Consider the following 23,432-nt stretch of genomic DNA (forward strand, 5'->3'; position numbering starts at 1 on the left):
AACGCTACGCGTTCAATGCGCAGCTTATACGCCTGCTTTTTTGATCACCTCGAGTGTCTTGCGCAGTCCCGTTTCCGCAACTTTCTGCAGGTCCTGCTTGTGATAATTGGGATTGTATAGCTCGAGCGACACACAACCTTTAAAGCCGGTAGCCTTCAGGTCGCGCAGAACCTGGGGCAGCGGCAATATGCCGTCGCCCGGATACACCCGGTGCTCGTCGCCCAACTGCGGGATGGCCGGACTTGCCGGTGCATCGCCAAACTGGAAAATGGCTATCGCGTTGCCATTGAGCATCTTAAGCCCCTCAAAGCCACCTTCAGAAATATACATATGATAGGTGTCGGGGATGATCTTTGCCTTAGGGTGATTCGCATCCATAGCAATGCCGAGCGCCTGACCCATCGTCTTTACCGGCTGGTATTTCACGAAGACCAGGGCAGGCTCCAGGTTGTATTCTTTCAGGCCTATTTCAATGATTTCCCGATAACGGGCAGCCACCCATTTCTGGTCGTACCCTTCACCGGCAGTGTCCGGTATCGTCTGGATGTGCTGCGAACCAATTGCCGAGGCCATACGCATGCGTTCACGCGTCCCTTTAAGCGATTCTTCAAAACGCTCGCGGGTAGGCGGCAGGGCATTCCACAAGCCAATAACACTGGGTACAAAAAGACCCAGGTCTTTGATTTCCTTACCAAGATCTTTCAGGTTGCCTCCCTGTGCCTCATATTCGCGCAGTTCGCCGTCCCAGGGTTCAATTGCATCATAGCCGGCTGCCGCGGCGATTCTCACTTTTTCTTTAAGTGAAGCAGGTCTTATCGTCGCGGTATCCAGACAAATAGGCCAGGGACTGGCGCCTTTCTGATAACGTTTGTCTTTCGTGTTACCTACAGGCTTAACGCCCGCCAGAGCATCGGCTGAGGGCGCTGCGGCAAGTATTCCTGCAGCAGCACCCATATGAATAAAATCCCTTCTGTTCATGTTTACAATTGGTTTCGATGCCTAATATACAATTAAAACACATCGAATCCAGCGGCTTACTCCGCTTCAATCAGCCTGATGAGGGCCTGCGCGGCGGGGCCAGCAGAAAGCGGGTTTTGTCCGGTGACCAGGTTAGCGTCCGTTTCCACATGGGCCGTAAAGGGTATAAGCGCAGAATCCAGGTCGGCCCCAAGCTCTTTTAATCTAGACTCGAGCTGGTAAGGCACGTTGCCTGAGCGACCAGTCATCACTTCCTCCGTATCTGTAAAAGCCGTGATGCGTTTCCCGTTCAGGAATCCCGGTTCCAGTTCTTCCACCTTAATCAGCGCGGCAGGGCCGTGGCATACCAGGCCGACCGGCTTTCCGGCCTTGTAAAAGTCGAGGATAAGCTGCCCGCTTTTTTCGCTGGATGCCAGGTCCCATATCGGTCCGTGTCCGCCCGGATAAAACACCGCGTCAAAATTATTTGCGTCCACTTCTGCAAGCATCAGCGTGTTTTCAAAAGCACTCTTCGCCGCCTCGTCATCCTGAAAACGCCTGTTAGACGCCGTGATGTTTTCCGTGAGCTCACTCAGCGGGTCTACCGGCGGTTTGCCCCCAAGCGGACTCGCCAGTGTGATCTGGTAACCCGCATCAATAAATTCATAGTATGGATCAGTGAACTCACCCAGCCAAACACCCGTTTTGCTGTCCGTATTGATCATATCTTCGTGCGACGTAAGCACCATCAGTATCTTTTTCATAAAAAGGATTAACAGGTTAATAATCGTATAACAACCGACACGGCGCAGGGTTTCCACCGTTTAGGTATAATTTCAAAACTTATTTGCCGGAGGCAATGTTCTATGGCAAAACAGCATCATGAAAAACGATAGAAAAGACGAGGAGCTTCAGATAAAGCATATCGAAGAAGATGAAGAGATCAGATCCGGAGCGAGGCAGACAGACCAGCTGGAGAAGATGAATGAGAACGCCCAAAACGATGGGACATCGGATGAGGACCAGGCGGGCATTCCGCCAATAACCGAGGTAAACGACGGCGACTAAAGCAGATGCTGCATCGGGTAAGCGAGTTCGCGCTTGTTTTCGGCGATTACAAAATGACTTGCATAGCCCTTAACATTCAGGTTGCTCGTGAGCTTCTTCACCAAAAAATCCTTGTACGCCGCCATATCATTCACTACAACTTTCAATACATAATCAACCTGCCCGGTGGTATGATAGCATTCCATCACCTCCGGGTGGGGGGCCATATCTTCCTGAAATGCACTCAGCGCCTCGCAGGAATGATCATTTAACTGCACATTGATAAACACCGTCATCAGGTCGGCAAACTTATTGCGGTCTATAAGCACGGTACTGCCAGTAAGGTATCCCAGTTCCTTTAGCCTGTTAAAGCGGGCAAAGATCGTCGACGGCCTTCTTTTTAGACGTGCGGCAATCTCCTTACTCGAAAGGCGGGCATCCTGCTGCAGAAGGCGGATAATCTCTCTGTCTGTCTGATCCAATGCGGAACTATTCATATAACCAGTGGCTATTGTAAATAATTAAAAAAACACGATTAAGGTCAACACAGCACGGGATGTATGCTACGTACAAATAGATACTATTATTTTGAAACTACCAAATAAAGCCCGCTGAAATTTTTAGATCAGGCGGTACAGGCGTCTTTAAACCGCTTGCTGAACTGCTTAAGATTGGCCCTGAGTTTCCGCTGGTTCGTTTTTATCCGGTCTTTTACGACCTGCAGCGGCAAATTCATGGATTCCGCTATTTCCCGGCATTTATAGCCCTCGAAATATTTGATAAAAATAGGGCAGCAGTCGGTTTGGACCAGCTGTTCTTCTGCAGATAATTGATTGGAAAGGATGTTCATAGGTATATTCGGTAAATGGGTAAGCGCAACATCCAATTTGAACAAAAAATATACCAGATACCTTAATATTTATATATTTACCCTGATTATAACCAAAAAATACCCTTATGAATTTAAAACGCTCCTTAGTAGCCGTCCTTTTGCTCAGTATGGCGGGCTTTTTGGCCTTTACCCCTATGCAAACCGACCCTTTAGAAAAAATGATTGCCGCGCTCGAAAAGTGGGCAGAGTCTAACCCACAGGAAAAGGTGTATCTGCATACCGACAGACCTTATTACCTTGTGGGTGATACCATCTGGTTTAAGGCCTATGTCACCTTAGGTGCCAAAAACCAACTCTCCGGTCATAGTGGCGCTGTATACGTCGATCTGTTCAACGAATCCGATTCCCTGGCCAAAGCGCTTAAACTTCCGGTCATATCCGGAATGGCCAAAGGCGAGTTCATCCTGGCCGACAGCAATATGCGAGACGGCAACTACCGGATCCGGGCCTATACCCAATGGATGCGCAACGCCGGACCGGAATATTATTACAATAAGGTTTTTAAGGTAGGGAACTCTGTAGCCAACCCGGTATTCACTAAAGTTACCTATGAATACCCGGCGAAAGGGGCTGTTACCGCTGTGGTAACGTATACAAATGACAAGGGCGAGCCGTATGCGAACAAGGCGGTTAGCTACGACTTTATAGACAATTCTGCCATTGCCAGCAGCGGCAAAAAAGAGACAGATGCCCAGGGCCAGATCAGGGTAGAGCTCAAAGGTGGCAAGTCCAAGACTTTTCAGAACGCACACCTGGCTACCAAATTACAGCTGGAGGAGAAATCCATCATCGTTAAGAAATTTATGATCAAGTCGGTCGCCACCGAAGCAGACATCCAATTCTTCCCGGAAGGGGGGCAACTGGTTAACGGCGTGCGTTCACGCGTGGCATTCAAGGCCATCGGTACCTCGGGAAATGGTGTAGATGTTAAAGGCGTCATTACCGACCAGGCCAACCAGGAAGTCGCCCAGTTTGAGAGTCAGCACCTGGGCATGGGCTATTTCCAGCTTCAGCCAGAGGCGGGAAAAACCTATACCGCACAGGTTACATATGCCGACGGATCCAAATCGGCTGTAAAGCTTCCGGCAGCGCTGGCTGCGGGACATGTACTTTCGGTGTATAACACTGGAAATGATACAGCACTCGTGCGGATCAGGACCAGCGAAGCGACCCTGGCTGCAAGCAAAGGCTCACTCGGCCTTGTGGTGCAGGGCGGGGGCGTGGTGTACTTCGGCAGCCCTATTGCGGTCGACAAGCCCATGGTTTCGATCCCCGTGCCGCTTAAAGACATCCCATCCGGAATTCTGCAGTTCACGCTCTTTTCCGGAGCGGGCATCGCGACCAACGAACGCATTATTTTTGTTCAAAATACCGACAAGTTAAATCTGAGCCTGAGCTCAAATAAGACGGAGTATAAGGCAAGAGAGAAAGTGGATATCGCCGTGAGCGCTAAAGATGCTGCAGGTCAGCCTGCCACCGGAAGTTTCTCGGTTGCGGTGGTCAACGAAACTACGGTGCCAAGCGGTGAGCGCACGGAGCACAGCATTTTCTCGCATTTGCTGCTTAGTTCAGACATCAAAGGTTATGTAGAACAGCCCAATTACTATTTTGTAGAACCGAATGAGGAAACGGCCGCCAAGCTGGATGTTTTGATGATGACCCAGGGGTACCGCCGTTTTGTTTGGCGCGACCTGGCGGTAAAGCCGCTCCAGTTCCCATATCCGGTAGAAAAGCTGACTTCGGCGGTGAGCGGTAAACTGCTCGACCTGCGCAACAGGCCGGTTGCCAACGGTAAAATCACGCTGATCAATAACCGCATCGGGCTGGTGATCGATACCGTTACCGACGCGCAGGGCAGGTTTAAATTTGATAACCTGCTTATCGGCGAGGGTATAGACTTTACCGTGCAGGGGCGTACCGAAAAAGGGGGTAAAAATGTAGAAGTGCTGGTCGACCGCATGAGCACACAAGCTAAAACACCTAACTTCAATATCGGCGATCTCGACAGCGATCCGAGGAACCTCATGGCTGCAATCCTGGCCAACAGCCGCGCTCAGGAAGATGACCTGCTGAAACGCGGTATGATGGGACGTACGCAGCAGCTTCGCGAAGTGGAGATCCGCGCACGCCGCAGGTTTGCCACAAGGGTCGATATGTTGTCGGTACCCGAAGGGCATGCCGATCAGACCCTTACCGTAGAAGATCCTGCACAGTTCAAAGACGTTAAGGAATTCCTGATGATGCGACTCACGAACGTGGCCTTCCGGAACGTTGACATGGGACAGTGCGGTATGGTCGACGTACCTTTCAGCAGGAACGAGCCGATGACGATCGTTCTGAACGGTAGGAAGCTCGATCATTGCGAAGCGCAGTTTGTTTATGAAGGCAATCCCACAGATATCATACGCATCGATGTGGTGCGGACCAATATGGCGCTGATGTCGCTCTTGGGCGGACAAAGCATTGTGATCTCAACCAAGCCGGGAGCTTTCCGCACCAGGTACGATCCTTCGGTAACCAATTACCTGCCGCAGGGTTACAACAACAGCAAGGAGTTTTATTCGCCTAAGTATAAGCACGACGGGACCGATCCGCAGGTGGCCGACCTCCGCACCACCATTTACTGGAACCCTTCGGTGATCACCAATAACGGTGCGGCAAGTTTCGACTTCTTTAATGCCGACAGTAAAGGGAAATACAAGGTGGTGATAGAAGGTATTAGTGCACAGGGACAACTAGGCCGGGCTGTTTACCGCTACACGGTCAACTAACAGTCGGCCAACAAGGCTATAAACGCTTAAGCGCAAACGTTTGCGATAATAAAAGGGGCTTAAAGGCCCCTTTTTTATTGCCAAGCCCGTATCTTTAAAACAGTACTAAATACGATATGAACGAACAAAACCGCATTTACCGGATGACGCAGACCATGCGCTGGTTTGGCGCTGCCGATCCGGTTAGCCTGGCCGATATCCGTCAGGCCGGCTGCACAGGGGTGGTTAGCGCCCTGCACCACATCCCCAACGGGGAAATATGGAGCGTAGCTGAAATAGAGAACCATAAAGCAATTATAGAGAGAGCCGGACTGCAGTGGGAGGTGGTAGAAAGTGTGCCCGTGCATGAGGCTATTAAGACACAGGATACCGGTTTTGAAACCTATATCAGTCACTATAAAACCACCCTGCGCAATCTAGCCAGGTGCGGTATAAGGGTTGTGACTTATAATTTTATGCCGGTGCTCGATTGGACGCGGACCAACCTGATGTTTGAGCTGGAAAACGGTGCCCGGGCACTGAAATTCGAAAAGGCGGCACTTGTAGCCTTCGATGTGTTTATGTTGCAGCGGCCCGGGGCGGAGGGCGACTACACGGCTGAAGAACTGGAAGCTGGCAGGTTGCGCTATAGCGGCATGACAGAGGCGGAGCGTTTGCTCTTGCAGCGTACCATAATCGCCGGCTTGCCCGGTAGCGAGGAAAGCTTTACCCTGCAGCAGTTTCAGCAGGCGCTGGATAAGTACCAAGGTATAGACGCAGAGCGACTGGCTCAGAACCTGATCTATTTCCTGTCGCACATCACCCCCGTAGCGGAAGAAGTGGGTATTCAACTGGCCATACACCCCGACGATCCGCCATACCCGATATTTGGTCTGCCCAGGGTGGTAAGCACCGCCCAGATGGTAGAGAAGTTGTTTGCTGCCGTGCCTTCCACACACAATGGCCTGTGTTTTTGTACCGGCTCTTTCGGCGTTCGGGCAGATAACGACCTGGTAGGCATGGTTGAGGCCTTTTCCGGCCGCATTCATTTCGTGCACCTGAGAAGCACACGGCGCAACGGGGCGGGCGATTTCTATGAGGACAATCACCTGGAAGGGGATGTAGACATGTACGGCGTAGTGAGCGCACTTTATGAGGTGCAGCAGCGGCGACAAATCAGTATCCCGATGCGCCCCGATCATGGTCACCAGATGCTCGACGACCTGCACAAGCTAACCAATCCGGGCTATTCTGCCATCGGCAGGTTAAAGGGACTGGCAGAGTTGCGGGGCCTTGAGCATGGCATTATTCATTCAAAAACCACCTTACGATGAAACAAGGAGCAGTTATACCAGAAGACTTTCTTTTGTCGAACGACACCGCTAGAGCGCTGTATCACAACTACGCAAAAGACCTTCCGGTGATCGATTACCACAACCACTTGCCGCCGCAGGAGATTGCCGAAAACAAGCAGTTTGCCAACCTCACAGAGATCTGGCTTAAAGGCGATCATTATAAATGGCGGGGCATGCGTGCGCTTGGGGTCGATGAGCGCCTGATTACCGGCGATGCCAGTGATGAGGAGAAGTTTACGGCCTGGGCCCGCGTGGTGCCAGCCACCGTGCGCAATCCCTTGTTTCACTGGACGCATATGGAGCTTAAGGATCCTTTTGGGGTAAACCAGTACCTCAACGAAGGCTCGGCTATCGAAATTTACCGCCACTGCAATGAGCTGCTTGCTACGCCTGATTTTTCTACCCAGGGTTTGCTGAAGCATTTCAAGGTGCAGATGGTGGGCACTACCGATGATCCATGCGACGACCTGCAGTACCACCGCGCTTTGCGCGAAAGTAACTTTGAAGTGAAGGTAAAGCCGTCCTTCCGTCCGGATAAAGCCTTGCAGATTGATAAACCTGCCCAGTTTCGCGCCTATATGAAGTCGCTGGGCGAGGCAGCTAACATGGTCATAAGCGATTTACCGGGACTCATCGCCGCGCTGCAAAGCCGGGTTGACCACTTCGCTGCGCATGGCTGCAGCATAGCCGATCATGGTTTGTCGGCCCTACCTGCGGTTTACCGCCTCACGGAAACGGAGCAGCAGGAGTTTGAGGCCTTTCTGAAGCCGGGCGACCGCCACTATTCGAATCCGGATGCTTTTGCGGGTTATGTGCTTACTGCCCTCTCTAAAATGTATCACGAGAAGGGCTGGGTGCAGCAGTTTCACCTTGGCGCTATCCGCAACAACAACATCGGTATGTTCAACAAGCTGGGCGCCGATTCTGGATATGACTCCATCGGTGATTTTAACCAGATCGAGCGTATGGCGGGGTTCTTTGGTAACCTGAGTGCCAGCGATCAGCTGACCAAGACGATCATTTACAATCTTAATCCGGCCGACAATGAGGCCTTCGCGGCGATGATCGGCAACTTTGCCGATGGCAGCATGAAGGGCAAGATGCAGTTTGGTTCAGGATGGTGGTTCCTGGACCAGAAAGACGGCATAGAAAAGCAGCTAAACGCCTTGTCTAACATGGGTATCGTGAGCAATTTCATAGGCATGCTTACCGACTCGCGCAGCTTTCTTTCTTACTCGCGGCACGAGTACTTCCGGCGCATCCTATGCAACCTTTTCGGTGCCGAAATGGAGGCTGGTCTGCTGCCCGACGATGAGAAATGGATAGGTCAGATCGTTTCTGATATTTGCTATTACAATGCAAAAGAGTATTTTGGGCTCGATTAACCCTTTTACCCGAATAACCACGCAAAAATTAAAGAAGCCGAAAATGCAGACCTATTTTGAAGGAAGATACGCCGTTAGTCCGAATGAGGCGCGGCAAATGGATACACGTACTTTACGCGACACTTTTTTAATCCCCAACCTTTTTGAGATTGATGCCATACGCCTGGTGCTGTCGCATTACGACCGTTACATTACCGGCGGTGTGATGCCTGTACACGAGGTAGTTACACTGAGCAATCCGGATTACCTCAAGGCGGAATACTTCCTGGAGCGCCGCGAGCTGGGCATCATCAATGTAGGCGGAGCAGGTTCGGTGAGAGTCGACGGCCAGACTTACGATCTTGAATACAAAGAAGCATTGTATATCGGCAGGGGCAACCGCGAGGTCAGTTTTGCAAGTAAAGATCAGGCGCATCCTGCCAAGTTTTACATCAATTCTGCACCGGCGCATCATGTTTACCCCACTAAGAAAGTCACCAAACAAGAGGCAGAGATCGTAGAACTCGGTTCGGCCGAAACAGCTAACCACCGGGTGATCAATAAACTTATCGTAAACAGCGTAGTGCAGACCTGTCAGCTGCAAATGGGCATGACCGAACTTAAGACCGGAAGCGTGTGGAACACCATGCCTGCGCATACGCACGACCGCCGTATGGAAGTATACTTCTACTTTGAGGTGCCGGCCGGACAAAGCGTTTGCCATTTTATGGGTGAGCCTGAGGAAACACGCCATACCTGGATGCAGAACGAGCAGGCCGTGATATCGCCCAACTGGTCGATACACTCCGGTGCCGGAACGAGCAACTATACTTTTATATGGGGTATGGCAGGTGAGAACCTCGATTATGGCGATATGGACCATTGTGCAATAACTGATTTGAAATGAGAAACTCAATCCTAGTATTCCTGCTTTTGGCAGGCTCATTGTCCAGTGTTTTAGGGCAGAAAAAAACCGAAGGAATTCAGATTAGCCTAGGCGGGTATGACAACATGACCTATAACCATATGAAGAATTATACATTCTCAGTGGATTGGGCTTATATCATGCAAGAGTTTCCGGAATTGAGGGTGGGCAATTTTAAGGTGATTGACGTGCAAACGGGTAAAGAGATCGCGTACCAACTGGAATATAGGGGACAAAAAGCTGTTCAGAATCTGCTGGTTCAGATAACGCCCAAGACGGACATTACGGTTCACGGCATCCGTTTAGTACCCGGAAAACCTGCATTATTTTCGTCCAGAGTATACGGCAGATATGTGCCCGAACGCAAAGACGATTTTGCCTGGGAGAATGACCGCATAGCTTTCCGGATGTACGGCAAGGCGCTCGAGTCTACCAACGAAAATGCCTATGGTATAGATGTCTGGTCCAAGCGTAACGACAGTATGGTTATCGATAAGTGGTATAAAACAGGCGATTACCATAAGGATCACGGGCTGGGACTCGATTATTACAGCGTGGGCTATACCCTGGGTGGGGGCGATATAGCGCCTGTTGTGGGCGACAAGATTTACTTTCCAAAGAACTACAGAAACTGGAAAATACTTGATAAGGGCCCTATCAGGTTTACCTTCCAGCTAGACTATGACGAATGGGACGTTGCAGGCCGGAAGGTTAAGGTTAGCAAACTGATATCCCTCGATGCCGGAGCTCAGCTTAACAGGATAGAGGCAACCTTTACTTTTGCCGGTACTGAACCACTTCCTGTCGCCATCGGCATAGTGAAGCGCAAAGAACCCGGCCACATTGTTCTGGATGAGCGGTCAGGATTAATGTCCTATTGGGAACCCGCGCATGGTCAGGACGGTATACTGGGCCTTGGCACACTGCTTTTCAATAAATCGGGACTGATGAAGGTATCGGCTACGCATTTACTTACCGAAACTTATGTCGAATCTGGAAAACCGGTGATCTATTACAGTGGCGCTGTGTGGAATAAGGCGTCCTCGCCAAAGATCTCAGCTTTTCAATCTGAGGCGAACTGGAACAACTACCTTCGGGATTTCGCAAACGCTATGCGCAGTGATGTTTTGATCGGCATAAAATAAACATATGAACGTACTTAATTTATTCGACCTGAGCGGTAAGACGGCACTGGTAACCGGTTGCAAAAGAGGAATAGGAAAAGCCATGGCAGAAGCGTTAGCAGAGGCAGGGGCCGACATCATTGGCGTATCGGCAAACCTTGAACTGTCGGGCAGTGAAGTCTCCAAAACCGTAGAAGCCGCTGGCCGCAGGTTCTACGCCTATCAATGCGATATGGGCGACCGCCAGGCTTTGCAGAATTTCATTGAAAAGCTCCGCGCCGATCACCCGGTGATTGATATCCTCGTGAACAACGCCGGAACTATACTCAGAAAGCCTATAGCCGATCACCCTGATGAGTACTGGGACGAGGTGGTGGCCGTAAACCAAACCGCACCTTTCATCCTCAGCCGCGAGATAGGTCGCGATATGGTTGCCCGCAACAGCGGCAAGATCATCTTTACCGCCTCATTGCTTACCTTTCAGGGCGGCATCACCGTTCCCGGCTACGCCGCCAGCAAAGGCGCTATCGGTCAGCTAACCAAGGCTTTTGCCAACGAATGGGCAGCACATGGCGTGAACGTAAACGCCATTGCACCCGGATATATCTCAACGGACAATACCACTGCGCTTCGTGCCGACGAAAACAGGAGCCGCTCCATTATGGAACGCATACCCGCCGGTCGCTGGGGCGAAGCCGCCGATTTCAAAGGCCCGGTCGTATTCCTGGCCTCAGACGCATCAGATTACATGCACGGCACCGTTATGACAGTTGACGGGGGCTGGATGGGGCGGTAAAAATCTTGGTTTTGAGATGTTTTTCATCAATAATATTAGCCAGGCGATCCTGATACTTTTTTCCGATTTGGATTTGCAGGCCGGAGCCCTTCATGGTGACCACTCCTTTAGCAGTCCGAAATTTTGAAGGGTTACACTTCATCCAAATGCATTTCAAATAATTAAGTAATCAGTCATGGTAGACGGAAAAATATATATTGAAATTGTAAGATTGTTTTTCTCCTTTCTTATTAATGAATTTGGTTTTAATCAAATAAAAGAGACAGAAAATGGAAATGCTTTTTATGATGTGGAATACAGAGATGGTAAAAGAGCAATTTCCATCTCTTATGAAAATGTTGAAGATTATTTACAAGTGATAGTGTTTATGTTGAAAAACGGGAATCTCTCGGATTATGACGATAAGACACATACTTTACATCTAAGTGAATTGAACAAAATTATTCTTCCAAGAATTTATAAAAAAGAGGTTGAAGAAAATAATATATTGTTCAGTAAGTATGAAGCTAATGATAGTTTAGGAAGAAAATTATTAAAGTCAGCAAAGGAACTAAGATTGATATTAAAGAATTGGGATTTACTTACGTAATGTGTTGTTAAGCAATCCGCTAAGACGGTAACACAAGCAGATTATACATTTACCAAGACGGCAGCGAATGGTGTTTCCTAAACTATTCTAAGGGGCAGAAAGAAACTTAATGCAAAACTGAAGTACTCCACTGTAAAAATAGTATTTACATGAAACAGAATTTTATACAATACATCTATGAGCTTTCTAAAAGACTTATTGAAGCATTCGGTTTTCAGATAAAAACAGAACTCAACGAAGGGGAATCATATATGATTGAATATAGTTCAGGTAATTATGTGATTAAGATTGAAAAGTACTTTCGTGAGTTTTATGCAACTCTTTATAAGTTGAACAAGCCTGATAAAGAAATAAATCTTTTCAATTTGTTGGAGTATTTGAGACAAAGTGATGCACAAGATATAAAATCAGAATATTTCCGCGACGAAATAGATATTGAAGAATGTTACAAAAAACAATTGAATCATATCTCAGGGGTGCTTTACGAAAATTACAATTTGATAGATGATTTTTTTTGTGGTAATGATTATGAATTAAAAATGGCCGAATTTGAAAAGTATTGGAGAAACAAGCACCCCTTTTAGAGATAGGAATTTCAGCAGAAACTTAAAAGAGAGTTCCATTTTCTATACGTTGAAATCTGATATTGTTATTGGCTTGGAAGATTGGAATATGTACTTTCTGAAGCAAAGAGATTTTTACAGGAAGCGTTAAAGAACGAAGACGATTTTTTGAATTTCTCAGATCACTAAAATAGTAAAACCCAAACTGCACAACACTACCGCGGGGGCCACCTCTGAACAGCATTACCTGTTACTATTATGAAATTATGTAAGGAAGAAAGACTCAAGATGAGCATCGAGGAGGTTGCTTTTCGCAATTTGAAGATGTTAATTGATAAGAATCAAGTTTCATTGGTTAAGGAATTAAATCAGATTTTGCAAACTACGAAGAGCCATGAAGTACGAGATTCAGTAGCTAAAATACTTTATTGTATTAAGCATAAAACATCTCTTAGGGCTTTTATAAATGCAATAAAAAATCCGCTTTCTAAAAATCATCGTGGGTACTTGGTGCTATGCTGTGAAGCGTTTGATTGTTCCAATCATCTTTTGTTTTTTATAGACTTAACGATATCAGATAATTACTATACTGCTTCCAACGCTTTGCTGGTCATCAAAGAGATGAAGGGCCCTTTTAAGGCTGCCCACTATAAAAAGGCGATTGATAAATTATCTTTTTTTTTAGATCGTAACAAGGATGATGAAAGGGAAGTTATGATCCGGGATTTAATGGATTTCTTAGTCAAAGTTCAAATAAAACTGTAGAGGGAACCTAAGGAACTAATTACTGTCGCCTCTATGAGGGTGTTTCCTGAACTGTGTCAATAGTGTAACTTTAAACTTTCGACATAAATAATGGCAACACAAGAAGACTTTAACTTCGAGAGCTTCAAGAAAGAAGCTATAGCAGGCTTATATGCCGGCAAAAAGAGACCGGCACCGACGGCGTACTGGCGCCCATGATGAAGCATTTTCTGGAATCGATGATGACCGGTGAGCTGGAACATCATTGCCTCTTGAGAGTCGCTAATAGCTACAGGCTCATTAAAGTTTGTGGATGCAACAGGATAGCCAAATTATGTTTATCCTGTCACTTACCTATTGTGCTATTAGGCAAACCATATTTTCGAGCAGCAACTCTTCGGCTCAATAGCCCACTGTCTATCTCGCTGAGAATTTTCTCCTTGGCGCGCTCATCAAGTCTGCCCCATGGCTTCCTGTTTGAAAGGGTGACTTTTGCTTTCTTTACTGATTTCGCTTTCATTATCGTTAGGAATTAATGACAAGCTATAGCAGGACGAGACAAGATTCAAAGAATATATAATTTACTGGTATTTATCAAGTGGTGGCCTTGCTGGGATCATTCGCTCACATTAAACACACATCAGACACATTTCCTTCACAAAAAGGTACCCTATTGTGGCTTAATTGTGAACAAGGTGTGAACGAAGTGTGAGCCAGCATTTACTCAGGTAGCTTCGAAGGGTGTTCATGTTACGGGTGTTACTTATGCGGGCTCAGAATTTTTTATGTACACGGCGTCCCCAAAATGAGTTTTTCTCTATCAAAAAGGATATGGAAAAAAATGGCAAAGAGAAGACGTTTTTTTCTGAAAGCAATGCTTGTGAACATATCTATGAGTACTTTAGAAAGCAGAGAGAGATAGAGAGCAAATTCTCCTGAAGAATTCTGATGAGGTACTTGAAGCTTCATTTCGGTTAAGACATCATTAGCAAACAGCATATTAAACTTACAGTCCCGTTTGCTGCTATAAAAGTCAGATATAGAAATCTTTCTTTTTTTGAAAGGTGATGTTGAGCAAAGTTACGGCCATTATGAACGCTGCGAATGACAATGCGAGAAACGCGCCCATCATAACCCCCTCACCCAGATAGTCAGGGTAGCCGTTTGGAGCCGGGTTTAGCTTGATGTTGATAAATCCAATAATAACCACGGCCCAGACGAACAGGGTAATGGAAAATGCACTGGCAGAAAACGGTACTTTTTGAACGCGAAAAGAATTTTATTGACTACCTTTCTCACATCGTTTAATACAGGAATACGAGAAAGGTAACCAGTCAAATCTTTTTAACACGCTATTGATGACCAGTATTTTCTGTAGAATTTGCGGGTATAGACATGCGATAAGACTGATGGAATGCAAATGCAAGTAATCTTCTTTGTGATATCCGATTTAATCTCTAGCTTGCTGTACAGATTAAATTTAGCTAACGTCTTAGAATAATAAAGAATTGAAGCCATGAGTGAAGGTCTTGGAGCTCTATTTGGTAATGGGATGAATTTAACTGATTTCTCTGTTGAAGATTTGTGGTTTTATACAAAAAGTATATAAAGTAAGATGTTTGGATTATTTAAGAAGAAGCCTTCCTTTACGACTAAGCATGTCGATTTTTTTGTAGCGCTTGTTTATAGATTGCCTGAAAGATACAGGTTTTTACTGCCTCAGATTAATATGGAGTTTATCCTTGGCGTAAAAAAGAATATACTCGGTTATAAAGGAAGTTACACTTTTTTGCTTAATGCAAATATTGCTCGAGACTTCAGAGATAAATCAATGCCGTCCCTACTCATCATAAAAAATTTAGGCGTTTGGAATCAACGAAGTAAAGCCTTCGAATTCGTAGAGTTATATCTAGTGGAGGGAATGTTTTCGGGCTATAAAATGATGGCGCCTATGGAAGACTTGGATCCACATATTATAGACGTAAACTTAATTAGCGAAGACAAATCCGGTGATGAGGACAAGCTGAATTTACAGAAGATACTTGGCATGGTAGATCCAGGTTTAGAAGAAATTTTAGATATACAGAGTACATTTAAAATAGAGATTCCAGAGGGTGTCTTCTACGTTCTTAAGAATTTAGGAGATGGGAACTATTTGGGCGTTGACGAGAATGGGGGTGTTTACCTGCTTATACATTCACCTTATACTGTGGAACTGGTTTTTGCTGATGTTGATAGCTTTAAATCAGCGTTACTGTCGGGTAAGACTGATATTCAAGGGCTATGTGAGTCCTTCCTGTCCAGCCGACAAGGATAATATTTATGTAAATGATATGCTTATATTTGTTTATTTCACATGTTAGAGGCAGAATGTCTTGAACTACTAAGACAGGCTGGGGTTTAGCTGATCGAAGGAGATAAAAGCCTTGCAAGATGATTACACTAAAGCACCTAAAAATATATAAATCTTACGATGGGGATGTCGATAGTTTTGCGCGTTGTGCGACTAAGAAGGAGTTATCTATTATTAACGATTCTGAGTGGTTCTTTATAGATAACTTAATACAGGACTTAGTGCTTGCAGAAAAAGGCCTTGTTTCGGAAGCCTATCGGGATTTAGTTGCCTACCGGGTTGAACAAGGATGTGATAATGAGCAGACCGTACTAGAACTTAAAAAGTTAGCATGTGAACGCAGAGACATATGAGCGAATATGGTGGTCATTTGGAGGGTAGTATCGAAGCGAAATATAAATATGCTTTGAAAATGATCGATAAAAACATAATGCCTGAGGGCGTGATAAAATCATGATTTTACGAAACTTGATCAATTTTATGATTTCCTTAAACGTGTTTGCCGGGTATTTTGCAAAAAAGTACTGGTCAAGCAACACAAACTTTTCGGAGGACTATACAAAGGGTACAGGTCTTATCACATATTTATATGTAACTGTTCAATCGTGTTATCGATTGCAGATAATTTTACTGCAGCTAAGGCTTGGATATTCTTCATGTCCATATATTTTATTGGGGTCTAGATACTCTTCAATAAAAAGATTAATTGGAGTGTAAACCATTTTGACGAGAGTGGCTTCAAAGACTATTTTTTCCTGTTTTGGATTTACCTGATTGTCGGTTTAGGGTCGCTGTTTATGTTATCCGCAGGATAAATAGCTTAACCATCAAGTCAAGTTGAAATAATTTGACCTTGAAAGACGGAATAGAACATTTTGATAAAAATTTTTCGAAGTTAGATGGATGAAATATAAAGATGCAATTAACAGCTGTTACACGGAGGCTGTGCAAGGGTTAAACGAGTCCATTCTTGGGGATAAAGACGCATGGTTCCGGCACATAACCAATTTGCCAACCCATCTTCAGGTTGTATATACCGTTGTTGTTTTTCACAAGCAGGTAATTAACGGGGGGCTTCATCAATTCTTCTTCAACTCTTATGGTCAGTTTGCTTACATAACTGTAAATCACTTAAAACTGATCGGAGCTTTTAAATCAGCGCAAATTTTAGAGGACGCATTAGGATTAGTAAATACTGGTCAGCTCAGTACAGAGGAATTTAGAGAAAAGGTATTTAATAGAGCACTCCCGGGAATAGTTGACTTTGATGAGGATTTGTTCGACGCATTAGAAAAATTAGACGATGCGTACGACGAATTAGATGAAGATTTAGAAAATCTTCTTACCAGCTATTTAGATAGTTGATGTACCCGGGAGTAGAACCCTGCAAAGCTTGCAGGAGAACTGTATGTTAAAAATTGCAGGTACAAAAACAGAATTGCTAAACATTGAGGTCTAAACAAGAAAAGATACTTAATATAGAATTAGAGGGTAATCACAATTGCTTTGTTAGCGAAACCGAAATATTGGTTCACAATTTATAAGATCAAATGGATAATGAGATATTTAACCAGCTAAAATCCCTGATAATTGAAATGAGAGGTAGGTATAAAATAGAGCTTACAAGAGATACTCAATTGGAAAGAGACTTAAAAATTACTGGTGATGATGCATTAGAATTTTTTGAAGAGTTCGGAAAAAGGTTTGATATAGATACTGAAGACCTAGAATTATCAGAGTATTTTGCTCCAGAGGGAAGCTTTTCTTTGTATAAATTAATTTTCACTGGAAAGGAAACTAAGAAGAAGGTGATAACATTAGGGCACTTAGAAAAAGCTATCGCTTTGGGGAAATTAGACGGAAACGTCCTGGGAGATTAGCCGATCTTTTCCGTGCGGGTTTAGAATCCGCCGCTAAAGTCTGAAAATACAAACGCCTGGTTCTTCAATGAGCCAGGCGTTTGTATTCCCGAGCGATCCTGGCATCAGCCACATCAGATTACATGCAAGGTGCCGTTATGACGGTTGATCGGGGCTGGATGGGGCAGTAAACTTTACCGAGCTGCTTGTCCAGGGGTTTGACACCAAACGATTGCTTTCCTTAATGACTGGAGGAGGCACGAATTCGCCAGGCACAATAATGGCCCCCAATATAGCTGCCGGAGAAAATTCTTTGCAGTTGTAACTGTATCTTACATTGTCGGCAGATACTTCATAAAATAGCAGGCCTATAGCTGCGGTGCATAAACATCCCTGTGGAACCTCAAAGGTAAACTCCTGTGCCGGTACAATGCCCTGTTCCCGGTTAATGATCAGCTCTTGTGTTTGCAGAGCAGAAGTCAGCCCCTCATAAAGGGCTATTCGCGAAACCGCAACCCTCAACACACAAAGCTTGGTTGTGTCTGGAAACAGCAGATTCGAACCAATCTCCAGTTCAGGAATGCTAACCTTCAGACTTGTACCCTCTAATGTCACCTCCGGCATTACCCACAGCGTATTTTCCAGCGGCGATTTGATGTTGAAATTGAAACCTGCCAATCTGCTGAAACTATCCTCCTGAAAGGAATAGGTCTGCGTCTCCTTATCGAAACAATGCATAAGCACATCCCTAACCGGCGTGTTGAAGCGGTTTACCATGCCCGAATCATTGTCGAGCCCGTACAGGTAACCCAGCTGTGTCCTGATGTCGCAAGCCAGTGAGCTCGCTTTTCCAAATACCCCGGCGCTCGCTTTGGTTGCCTTAGTTTGCTTAACCCTGCTTGCCTTGATTTGTAAGATCGTTGAACCGTCCCTTCCCCGTCGGGCAACCAGGTTTCCCATAAGCCCGGATAAGTGTTTTCCTTTAAATTGTGCCATAATGTTTAGTATTGATTGTTTTTATTTTTAAGTTTATGAATTGAATATAGGCAATTAATTCAATCTTTTGTTACGTTTATCTTAAATTTTTTTACATCGCTAGTTATGGTAAGTATTTAGACCGGCTGGGCTAAGTAACTACTTAGTAGTATATGAGTGGGCGTTGCTACCATAATGCAACCGCAGTGAGTCCGCCTTTTTTCAGGAAAAAGGCGGACTCACCCCGGACTCATGGCGGACTCATGGCGGACTCACATGCTTCGGAGTGGCTACCATGTCTTAACTATTTGGACGTGAAATCGACAGGAATTGAGAAATCTTCAGAGTTTGTTAACTTCTGAATAAAACCGGGCAAGCCAGACCAATAAAATCCAGAATGTTAATAGGTGTTAAATATTGAATTAGAAGGAGAAATATCTGCTTATTGTGCGTAATTTGCTCAGGAAATTTATCAAATATAATTAGTTCTCAATAAATATGGTAAGGTTTATTTTCTTGATCCCGCTGTTACTTGCAGTATCTGCTTGTAAAAAAGAGTACAGTAATGATGATGTGACGCTCTACACCTGGAACAGGGAGTTGTACAGGGCGAGAGTGCATCCAGATGGCCCGGCAACCTTCAGTAATAGTGATCCCAAGGTTGTAAGAAATACTGATGCCGTATTTATGCGTGAAGATATCATCACTCTTACTGAATACAAAAAGGACCGACAGCAGGACAGTATCTTTAATGCGAGCGGAAGGACTTTGGCCTATAAATATAAAAAGCTCGACAGGGTAAATAGATAATGCTTATCCAGTACGTAAGTGGTCAGTAATTCCGCACTTATGTTGTATTAAAATAGTATAGTTTATATATTAACCCTAAATAAAAAATAAAATTATGAATAGGTTAACGCTTACTCTTCTCGGTCTTTTTTGCTTTATTTATCAAGCGAAATCGCAGCAACCTGGCCGTCAGCCGGGTAATCTCATTAAATCGGATTACAATGCTTTAGATTCCGTAGAGCGGAAATCGGTATTGGAATATCTAAAAGTTAAAATCAAAAGTGATGACGACTATAAAAAAATGATTAGTCACCAGGACTCTATGGCTTTATTTTTTAGAGGTAAGACCCGTGAAACGGTCGATACTGCAAAAATTAAAAAGCAGGCGGCACTTTTTACATTCTACTTTTCTCGGCTAAGCTTACAATACCCAATATTGACGACGATGGATAAGGGTATGCGAAACCGGCTGCTGCGACCATAGGATGATAGATGCCGCTATAGAATCCATTATCCCGTCTATCGATAATTTGAGGGTTCGGACGGTCAACTGGGAGATTGATTGCTGAATATTGTTCAAAACAACATCAATGAAAATTAATAAGTGACGGTAAAATAGACGAGAATGGCGTCACTTAACAGACATTTTAAGTGGTGGAGAATATTGGCTGGAAGTCAATAAACCCGCAGATAGTGCATTTTGGGAATATTGGTTAGAAGCAGTTGATAAAGTTAGAAAGGAAGGCCCGCCACCTTTAAAGGAACTGTATTAAATCAATGCTCGGTATCCGGGACTTTGTTATTTTACATCAACAAGGATATTTAAGAGATTGGAGCCTGTATCTTAGATGGTAATCCGAGTTAATTCTTTCATTTTGCAAACTATAAACTACCCTATACTGCACTTTTTTAAGACCGATAAGAATATATATTCGAAAGCGAAGGGTCCTGAATTGGCAAGCATTTCACTTTGTGGTACCTTTAAGGATTCGTATATTTTAGATTCTCAGGGTAAATTTTTTCAAGTACGAGGTGTAAGGAGAGTTGGATGGGCGTATTTGCTCGGGTACCATCCGCTTATGAAGGGTAGAACGGCAAGAGTAGAATATGAATTCGAGGATGTGAATCAGTTGGCACTACCCAAGTTCAAGGAATTTGTGATTGAGCGCTTGAAAAGCGGCGTGAGTAAAGGGTTCTGGGATTCGAAAAAAGACATTCCTATGCTTATAAGAAAGGTTGAAGGTGCGAGTAGCTATAGGTCTGTTGTTGAATGTTTTATTTAAGGACATGGGAGTTATGAATAATAAGAAAGATATAGAATGGTTCAAAGAACAAATGGTCGCGGAACTGAGCGGATATGAATTTGAATTTAGATTTTTTGAAAGAGGTGATTTTGGCCCCTTAAATCAAGTTGAATTTAATTCAGAGAAAATCGGGGGTAACATAGATTTTTGGGGGCTTGGTTGGTTGGGAGTTTTCGTTTGGAGCTATGAAAAGGAAGAACAAATGCTTAATATCCTCTTGGAACCGCACAACGAGGAGGAAAAAGAAAAAGTTTTTGACGAACTCAAGGGGTTATTAAAATAGTAATGGTTGGCTGATGGTCACTGCATGAATAAATGATATCCAGACACGGCTAAGACATCAATAGCAAACAGCATATTAAACTTACAGCTCCGTTTGCTGCTACAAGCCAGATATAGAAGTCTTTCTTCTTCTGAAAGGTGATGTTCAGCAAAGTTACGGCCATTAGCACTGCTGCAAGTGACAATGCGAGAAACGCGCCCAGCATGACCCCTTCACCCCGATAGTCATGATAGCCATTTGGAGCTGGGCTTAGCTGGATGTTGATAAATCCAATAATAACCATGGACCAGAAGAACAGGGTAATAGACAATGCACCGGTAGAAAATGGATACATTTTGAACGCGAAGAAAATTTTATTGACTAACTTTCTCATATCGTTTAATACAGGAATATGAGAAAGGTAACCAGTCAAATCTTTTTAACACGCTATTGATGACCAATATTTTCTGTAGAGTTTGCGGGTATAGACATTCGGAACCTCAATGGGGTGAAGACGGTAAGTCACCGAATTACGAAATCTGTCCTTGTTGTGGAGTAGAATCTGGCAATGAAGATTACACAATTGAATCTATAAGGCGATACCGTAAATCATGGATTGAAGAACAGGGTTCAAAATGGTTTTATCCAGGGAAACCCTCTAATTGGAGTTTAGATGATCAACTGACAAATATTCCCCATGAGTTCTGGTAGTGCATTAAGACTGAGGGAATACGAAGTGCAAGTAATCTTCTTTGTAATTCCCGAATTAATCTCTAGATTACTGTACAAATTAAATTTAGCTAACGTCTCATATAATAAATAAGAATTGAAGCTCATATACTACTATTACTACGTTTTTTATAAAAGAAGCAAGATAGAATCGCAGCCACATGGCAGCGCGACTTTTGCGCTAAGCTTCGTCATCTTCATTATAATTATGAAAGGGCTGGACTTAATACCATATGTATACTGCAATGGTAACCAGTATCTTCATTATAGTATCTTTTTCCTTGTCTTGTTGTTAAATTGGTATTATTTTATTCGCAAGAACCAAGGCCCGGAGATTGTTAAGAAAGAAAGGAAGATATTTGGAAGCAGATACATATCTATAATTGTCGTTTTGATATTTACTTTATTTGGCATTTCGCTATTGTTTTGGTTTGAGGATTTCATTCGCAATCATGTAAGTGGATACTGTTAGCTGAAAAGAATGCTGATAACAAGATATGATCACACTAAAGCATTTAAAAATATATAAATCTTACGATGGGGACGTCGATAGTTTTGCGCGTTGTGCGACTAAGAAGGAGGTATCTATTATCAACGGTAATGAGTGGTCTTTTATAGATAACTTAATACAGGATTTAGTGCTTGCAGAAAAAGGGCTTGTTTCGGAAGCCTATCGGGATTTGGTTGCCTACCGGGTTGAACAAGGATGTGATAATGAGCAGACAGTGCTAGAACTTAAAAAGATAGCACGTGATCGCAGGTGTTAACGTTAGTTGCCAATCTCGTTTCTAAAAAGAGAATTAAAACTTTGAATCCGATCAAATACCGAGCATGAGACGTAATAGCGCTGTGAAGGACTTGGATTTCCTAATAATAGGTGTATGTATTGTTATATTTGGTTCCCTGTTTGTTTCGAATGTATTGGACGATTATTACTTGTGTAGAGACAGAATTGACTCGAAGGTATTGTTTGTAAAATACAAAAACAGAGGTGGATATGAATATTTTTATAACGCGGCTAGATACCCCTCACCCCGATAGTCATGAGAGCCTTTTGGAGCTGGGTTTAGCTTGACGTTGATATATCCATAACAACCATGGCCCAGAAGAACAGGGACCTCAATTCTTGGTTACCCGGGTGATTAAACCCATGTTACCTATGTTAGTAATTACAAACGTAAATTCGAGGCTCTTCATTGTGATTACTCCTTCGCCATCTGTTGTCACTACACAATCTGGGAATTCCTTTAGGATGTCCTCGCGAACTGCGGACAACTTTAAGGTAGGATCGTGCTGGAAACTACCATGAGCAACATTTATATATTTTAGTTGGAGGGAAGCCCGGTCATAAAATGCAAACAGCGTACCATATAATCCATCGATATTCAGAAATTCGTCGTTCCGGTTGCCATATTGAAAACCGGAAGCAAACGTACTGTGGTTGCCCTCAAGCAATGGCGCAGCGGTAGTTTTTGTGGTCTTTACATTTCTCAGGTGTTCTATACTCACTTCAGCCCACCAAGTCTTCAGTTTCCTGTCTTTTAGCGCAAGCAGCTCAAAATCTCCAGTATCGTAAAAGCCAGCTTCATAATGAATACGGACGCTAAGCTGATTTTTACCGGTTTTTAAAGTGCCGGTTTCTAGTACTACCAATTTAAAATCAGGCTCACGTGCATTCATGTGGAAATCAGAAGTGCTGGAGATAGTACTGTTTCCGGATAAGATTTCAATTTTATTAATCGCAGACCCTTTTTTGCCAGGGTCAATGTTGTAGTGCCTGATCAAAAGCTGCACTTTGGCATTTTGACCCGAAACTAAGGTGTTCCCCTTTTGCCTAAGATCGTACGTAGCAAGGGTATAATCATTCGGGTCTACAGATTTTGAGATTTTTTCTTTCGAGCAAGAAGTTATTATAATGATGGTGAAGGCGAGATAAACCCAATGAAATCTTCGGCGCATAATAGTGTAGATGGCTGCAATGTTGTTCCCGAATGTAAGAAAAATAAAATATTTAAGCTGCAATCAAACCTGTTGATGATGACCTGGCGGAATATC

At 44.3% G+C, this 23,432-nt stretch carries 28 protein-coding genes and 1 pseudogene; 20 read left to right on the forward strand and 9 right to left on the reverse strand.

Annotated features, from left to right (window positions below; translation table 11 throughout):
* Positions 1-24 precede the first annotated feature (24 nt).
* On the reverse strand, positions 25-978 hold the full coding sequence (locus J3P40_RS09955; protein ID WP_256005031.1) for a sugar phosphate isomerase/epimerase family protein: 954 nt from the start codon (positions 976-978) through the stop codon (positions 25-27).
* Positions 979-1,034: 56 nt separating this feature from the next.
* The gene (locus J3P40_RS09960; protein ID WP_256005034.1) at positions 1,035-1,721 is read right to left on the reverse strand and encodes a type 1 glutamine amidotransferase domain-containing protein; all 687 of its coding nucleotides are present in this window, start codon (positions 1,719-1,721) and stop codon (positions 1,035-1,037) included.
* 118 nt (positions 1,722-1,839) lie between these two features.
* On the opposite strand from J3P40_RS09960, the gene J3P40_RS09965 reads away from it, so the two are divergent.
* Positions 1,840-2,025, forward strand: a complete 186-nt coding sequence (locus J3P40_RS09965) for a hypothetical protein (protein WP_256005036.1) — start codon at positions 1,840-1,842, stop codon at positions 2,023-2,025.
* Here J3P40_RS09965 and J3P40_RS09970 read toward each other — a convergent pair.
* Positions 2,022-2,501 carry an Lrp/AsnC family transcriptional regulator gene (locus J3P40_RS09970; RefSeq protein WP_256005039.1) on the reverse strand — a complete coding sequence of 160 codons (480 nt, stop codon included), beginning with the start codon at positions 2,499-2,501 and terminating at the stop codon, positions 2,022-2,024. The two genes, J3P40_RS09965 and J3P40_RS09970, sit on opposite strands and share 4 nt — an antisense overlap.
* A 128-nt stretch (positions 2,502-2,629) precedes the next feature.
* A complete protein-coding gene (locus J3P40_RS09975; RefSeq protein ID WP_256005041.1) occupies positions 2,630-2,854 on the reverse strand; it encodes an RNA polymerase sigma factor in 225 nt (74 codons plus the stop codon).
* Positions 2,855-2,961: 107 nt separating this feature from the next.
* Here J3P40_RS09975 and J3P40_RS09980 point away from each other — a divergent pair, with 107 nt between their 5' ends.
* From J3P40_RS09980 to J3P40_RS17870, 10 genes and pseudogenes are all read left to right on the forward strand, one after another.
* Positions 2,962-5,667, forward strand: coding sequence for a TonB-dependent receptor (locus J3P40_RS09980; RefSeq protein WP_256005042.1), 2,706 nt, complete (start codon positions 2,962-2,964; stop codon positions 5,665-5,667).
* A 116-nt stretch (positions 5,668-5,783) separates the two neighbouring features.
* A complete protein-coding gene (gene uxuA / locus J3P40_RS09985) occupies positions 5,784-6,980 on the forward strand; it encodes a mannonate dehydratase (RefSeq protein ID WP_256005043.1) in 1,197 nt (398 codons plus the stop codon).
* Positions 6,977-8,386: a glucuronate isomerase gene (uxaC, locus tag J3P40_RS09990; protein ID WP_256005044.1), complete on the forward strand. Its 1,410-nt coding sequence runs from the start codon at positions 6,977-6,979 to the stop codon at positions 8,384-8,386. Before uxuA ends, uxaC begins: the two co-directional genes overlap by 4 nt.
* 43 nt (positions 8,387-8,429) lie before the next feature.
* Positions 8,430-9,272, forward strand: a complete 843-nt coding sequence (gene kduI / locus J3P40_RS09995; RefSeq protein ID WP_256005046.1) for a 5-dehydro-4-deoxy-D-glucuronate isomerase — start codon at positions 8,430-8,432, stop codon at positions 9,270-9,272.
* Complete coding sequence (locus tag J3P40_RS10000) at positions 9,269-10,435, forward strand: BT3233 family polysaccharide utilization protein (protein ID WP_256005048.1); 1,167 nt, start codon at positions 9,269-9,271, stop codon at positions 10,433-10,435. The genes kduI and J3P40_RS10000 overlap by 4 nt, the downstream gene beginning before the upstream one ends.
* Positions 10,436-10,439: 4 nt before the next feature.
* The gene (locus J3P40_RS10005) at positions 10,440-11,210 is read left to right on the forward strand and encodes an SDR family NAD(P)-dependent oxidoreductase (protein ID WP_256005051.1); all 771 of its coding nucleotides are present in this window, start codon (positions 10,440-10,442) and stop codon (positions 11,208-11,210) included.
* Between the two features lie 175 nt (positions 11,211-11,385).
* Positions 11,386-11,799, forward strand: coding sequence for a hypothetical protein (locus J3P40_RS10010; protein WP_256005053.1), 414 nt, complete (start codon positions 11,386-11,388; stop codon positions 11,797-11,799).
* Positions 11,800-11,948: 149 nt separating this feature from the next.
* A complete protein-coding gene (locus tag J3P40_RS10015) occupies positions 11,949-12,383 on the forward strand; it encodes a hypothetical protein (RefSeq protein ID WP_256005055.1) in 435 nt (144 codons plus the stop codon).
* Positions 12,384-12,650: 267 nt separating this feature from the next.
* Positions 12,651-13,127: a hypothetical protein gene (locus J3P40_RS10020; RefSeq protein ID WP_256005056.1), complete on the forward strand. Its 477-nt coding sequence runs from the start codon at positions 12,651-12,653 to the stop codon at positions 13,125-13,127.
* Between the two features lie 90 nt (positions 13,128-13,217).
* Positions 13,218-13,372: pseudogene (locus J3P40_RS17870) on the forward strand (IS256 family transposase); the annotation flags it as partial.
* 80 nt (positions 13,373-13,452) lie between these two features.
* Here the strand turns inward: J3P40_RS17870 and J3P40_RS10025 are convergent.
* Positions 13,453-13,626, reverse strand: coding sequence for a hypothetical protein (locus J3P40_RS10025; RefSeq protein ID WP_256005059.1), 174 nt, complete (start codon positions 13,624-13,626; stop codon positions 13,453-13,455).
* Between the two features lie 513 nt (positions 13,627-14,139).
* Positions 14,140-14,316: a hypothetical protein gene (locus J3P40_RS10030; RefSeq protein WP_256005061.1), complete on the reverse strand. Its 177-nt coding sequence runs from the start codon at positions 14,314-14,316 to the stop codon at positions 14,140-14,142.
* A gap of 405 nt (positions 14,317-14,721) precedes the next feature.
* On the opposite strand from J3P40_RS10030, the gene J3P40_RS10035 reads away from it, so the two are divergent.
* The 5 genes from J3P40_RS10035 (at position 14,722) to J3P40_RS10050 (ending at position 17,339) form a co-directional block, all read left to right on the forward strand.
* Entirely contained in the window at positions 14,722-15,423 is a 702-nt protein-coding gene (locus J3P40_RS10035; RefSeq protein ID WP_256005063.1) for a hypothetical protein, read from the forward strand.
* Positions 15,424-15,539: 116 nt separating this feature from the next.
* A complete protein-coding gene (locus J3P40_RS10040) occupies positions 15,540-15,812 on the forward strand; it encodes a hypothetical protein (RefSeq protein ID WP_256005066.1) in 273 nt (90 codons plus the stop codon).
* A gap of 550 nt (positions 15,813-16,362) precedes the next feature.
* On the forward strand, positions 16,363-16,824 hold the full coding sequence (locus tag J3P40_RS10045) for a DMP19 family protein (RefSeq protein WP_256005069.1): 462 nt from the start codon (positions 16,363-16,365) through the stop codon (positions 16,822-16,824).
* 83 nt (positions 16,825-16,907) lie between these two features.
* Positions 16,908-17,003, forward strand: coding sequence for a hypothetical protein (locus J3P40_RS17810; protein ID WP_370687713.1), 96 nt, complete (start codon positions 16,908-16,910; stop codon positions 17,001-17,003).
* A gap of 6 nt (positions 17,004-17,009) precedes the next feature.
* The gene (locus J3P40_RS10050) at positions 17,010-17,339 is read left to right on the forward strand and encodes a DUF1493 family protein (protein WP_256005071.1); all 330 of its coding nucleotides are present in this window, start codon (positions 17,010-17,012) and stop codon (positions 17,337-17,339) included.
* Between the two features lie 135 nt (positions 17,340-17,474).
* Here J3P40_RS10050 and J3P40_RS10055 read toward each other — a convergent pair whose 3' ends face one another.
* On the reverse strand, positions 17,475-18,314 hold the full coding sequence (locus J3P40_RS10055) for a hypothetical protein (RefSeq protein WP_256005072.1): 840 nt from the start codon (positions 18,312-18,314) through the stop codon (positions 17,475-17,477).
* Positions 18,315-18,791: 477 nt separating this feature from the next.
* Between J3P40_RS10055 and J3P40_RS10060 the strand changes: the two genes are divergently transcribed.
* From J3P40_RS10060 to J3P40_RS10070, 3 genes are all read left to right on the forward strand, one after another.
* Positions 18,792-19,103 carry a hypothetical protein gene (locus tag J3P40_RS10060; RefSeq protein ID WP_256005075.1) on the forward strand — a complete coding sequence of 104 codons (312 nt, stop codon included), beginning with the start codon at positions 18,792-18,794 and terminating at the stop codon, positions 19,101-19,103.
* 94 nt (positions 19,104-19,197) lie between these two features.
* On the forward strand, positions 19,198-19,566 hold the full coding sequence (locus tag J3P40_RS10065; protein ID WP_256005077.1) for a hypothetical protein: 369 nt from the start codon (positions 19,198-19,200) through the stop codon (positions 19,564-19,566).
* Between the two features lie 812 nt (positions 19,567-20,378).
* Positions 20,379-20,669: a hypothetical protein gene (locus tag J3P40_RS10070; RefSeq protein WP_256005078.1), complete on the forward strand. Its 291-nt coding sequence runs from the start codon at positions 20,379-20,381 to the stop codon at positions 20,667-20,669.
* Positions 20,670-20,718: 49 nt separating this feature from the next.
* On the opposite strand, the gene J3P40_RS10075 is transcribed toward J3P40_RS10070, so the two are convergent.
* Positions 20,719-21,042, reverse strand: coding sequence for a hypothetical protein (locus J3P40_RS10075; protein ID WP_256005080.1), 324 nt, complete (start codon positions 21,040-21,042; stop codon positions 20,719-20,721).
* 832 nt (positions 21,043-21,874) lie between these two features.
* On the opposite strand from J3P40_RS10075, the gene J3P40_RS10080 reads away from it, so the two are divergent.
* Positions 21,875-22,144, forward strand: coding sequence for a hypothetical protein (locus tag J3P40_RS10080; protein WP_256005082.1), 270 nt, complete (start codon positions 21,875-21,877; stop codon positions 22,142-22,144).
* Positions 22,145-22,496: 352 nt separating this feature from the next.
* Here the strand turns inward: J3P40_RS10080 and J3P40_RS10085 are convergent, their stop codons facing one another.
* Positions 22,497-23,336: a hypothetical protein gene (locus J3P40_RS10085; RefSeq protein ID WP_256005083.1), complete on the reverse strand. Its 840-nt coding sequence runs from the start codon at positions 23,334-23,336 to the stop codon at positions 22,497-22,499.
* Between the last annotated feature and the right edge of the window lie 96 nt (positions 23,337-23,432).

The organism is Pedobacter deserti, from assembly GCF_024436415.1.
GTDB lineage: Bacteria > Bacteroidota > Bacteroidia > Sphingobacteriales > Sphingobacteriaceae > Pedobacter > Pedobacter faecalis.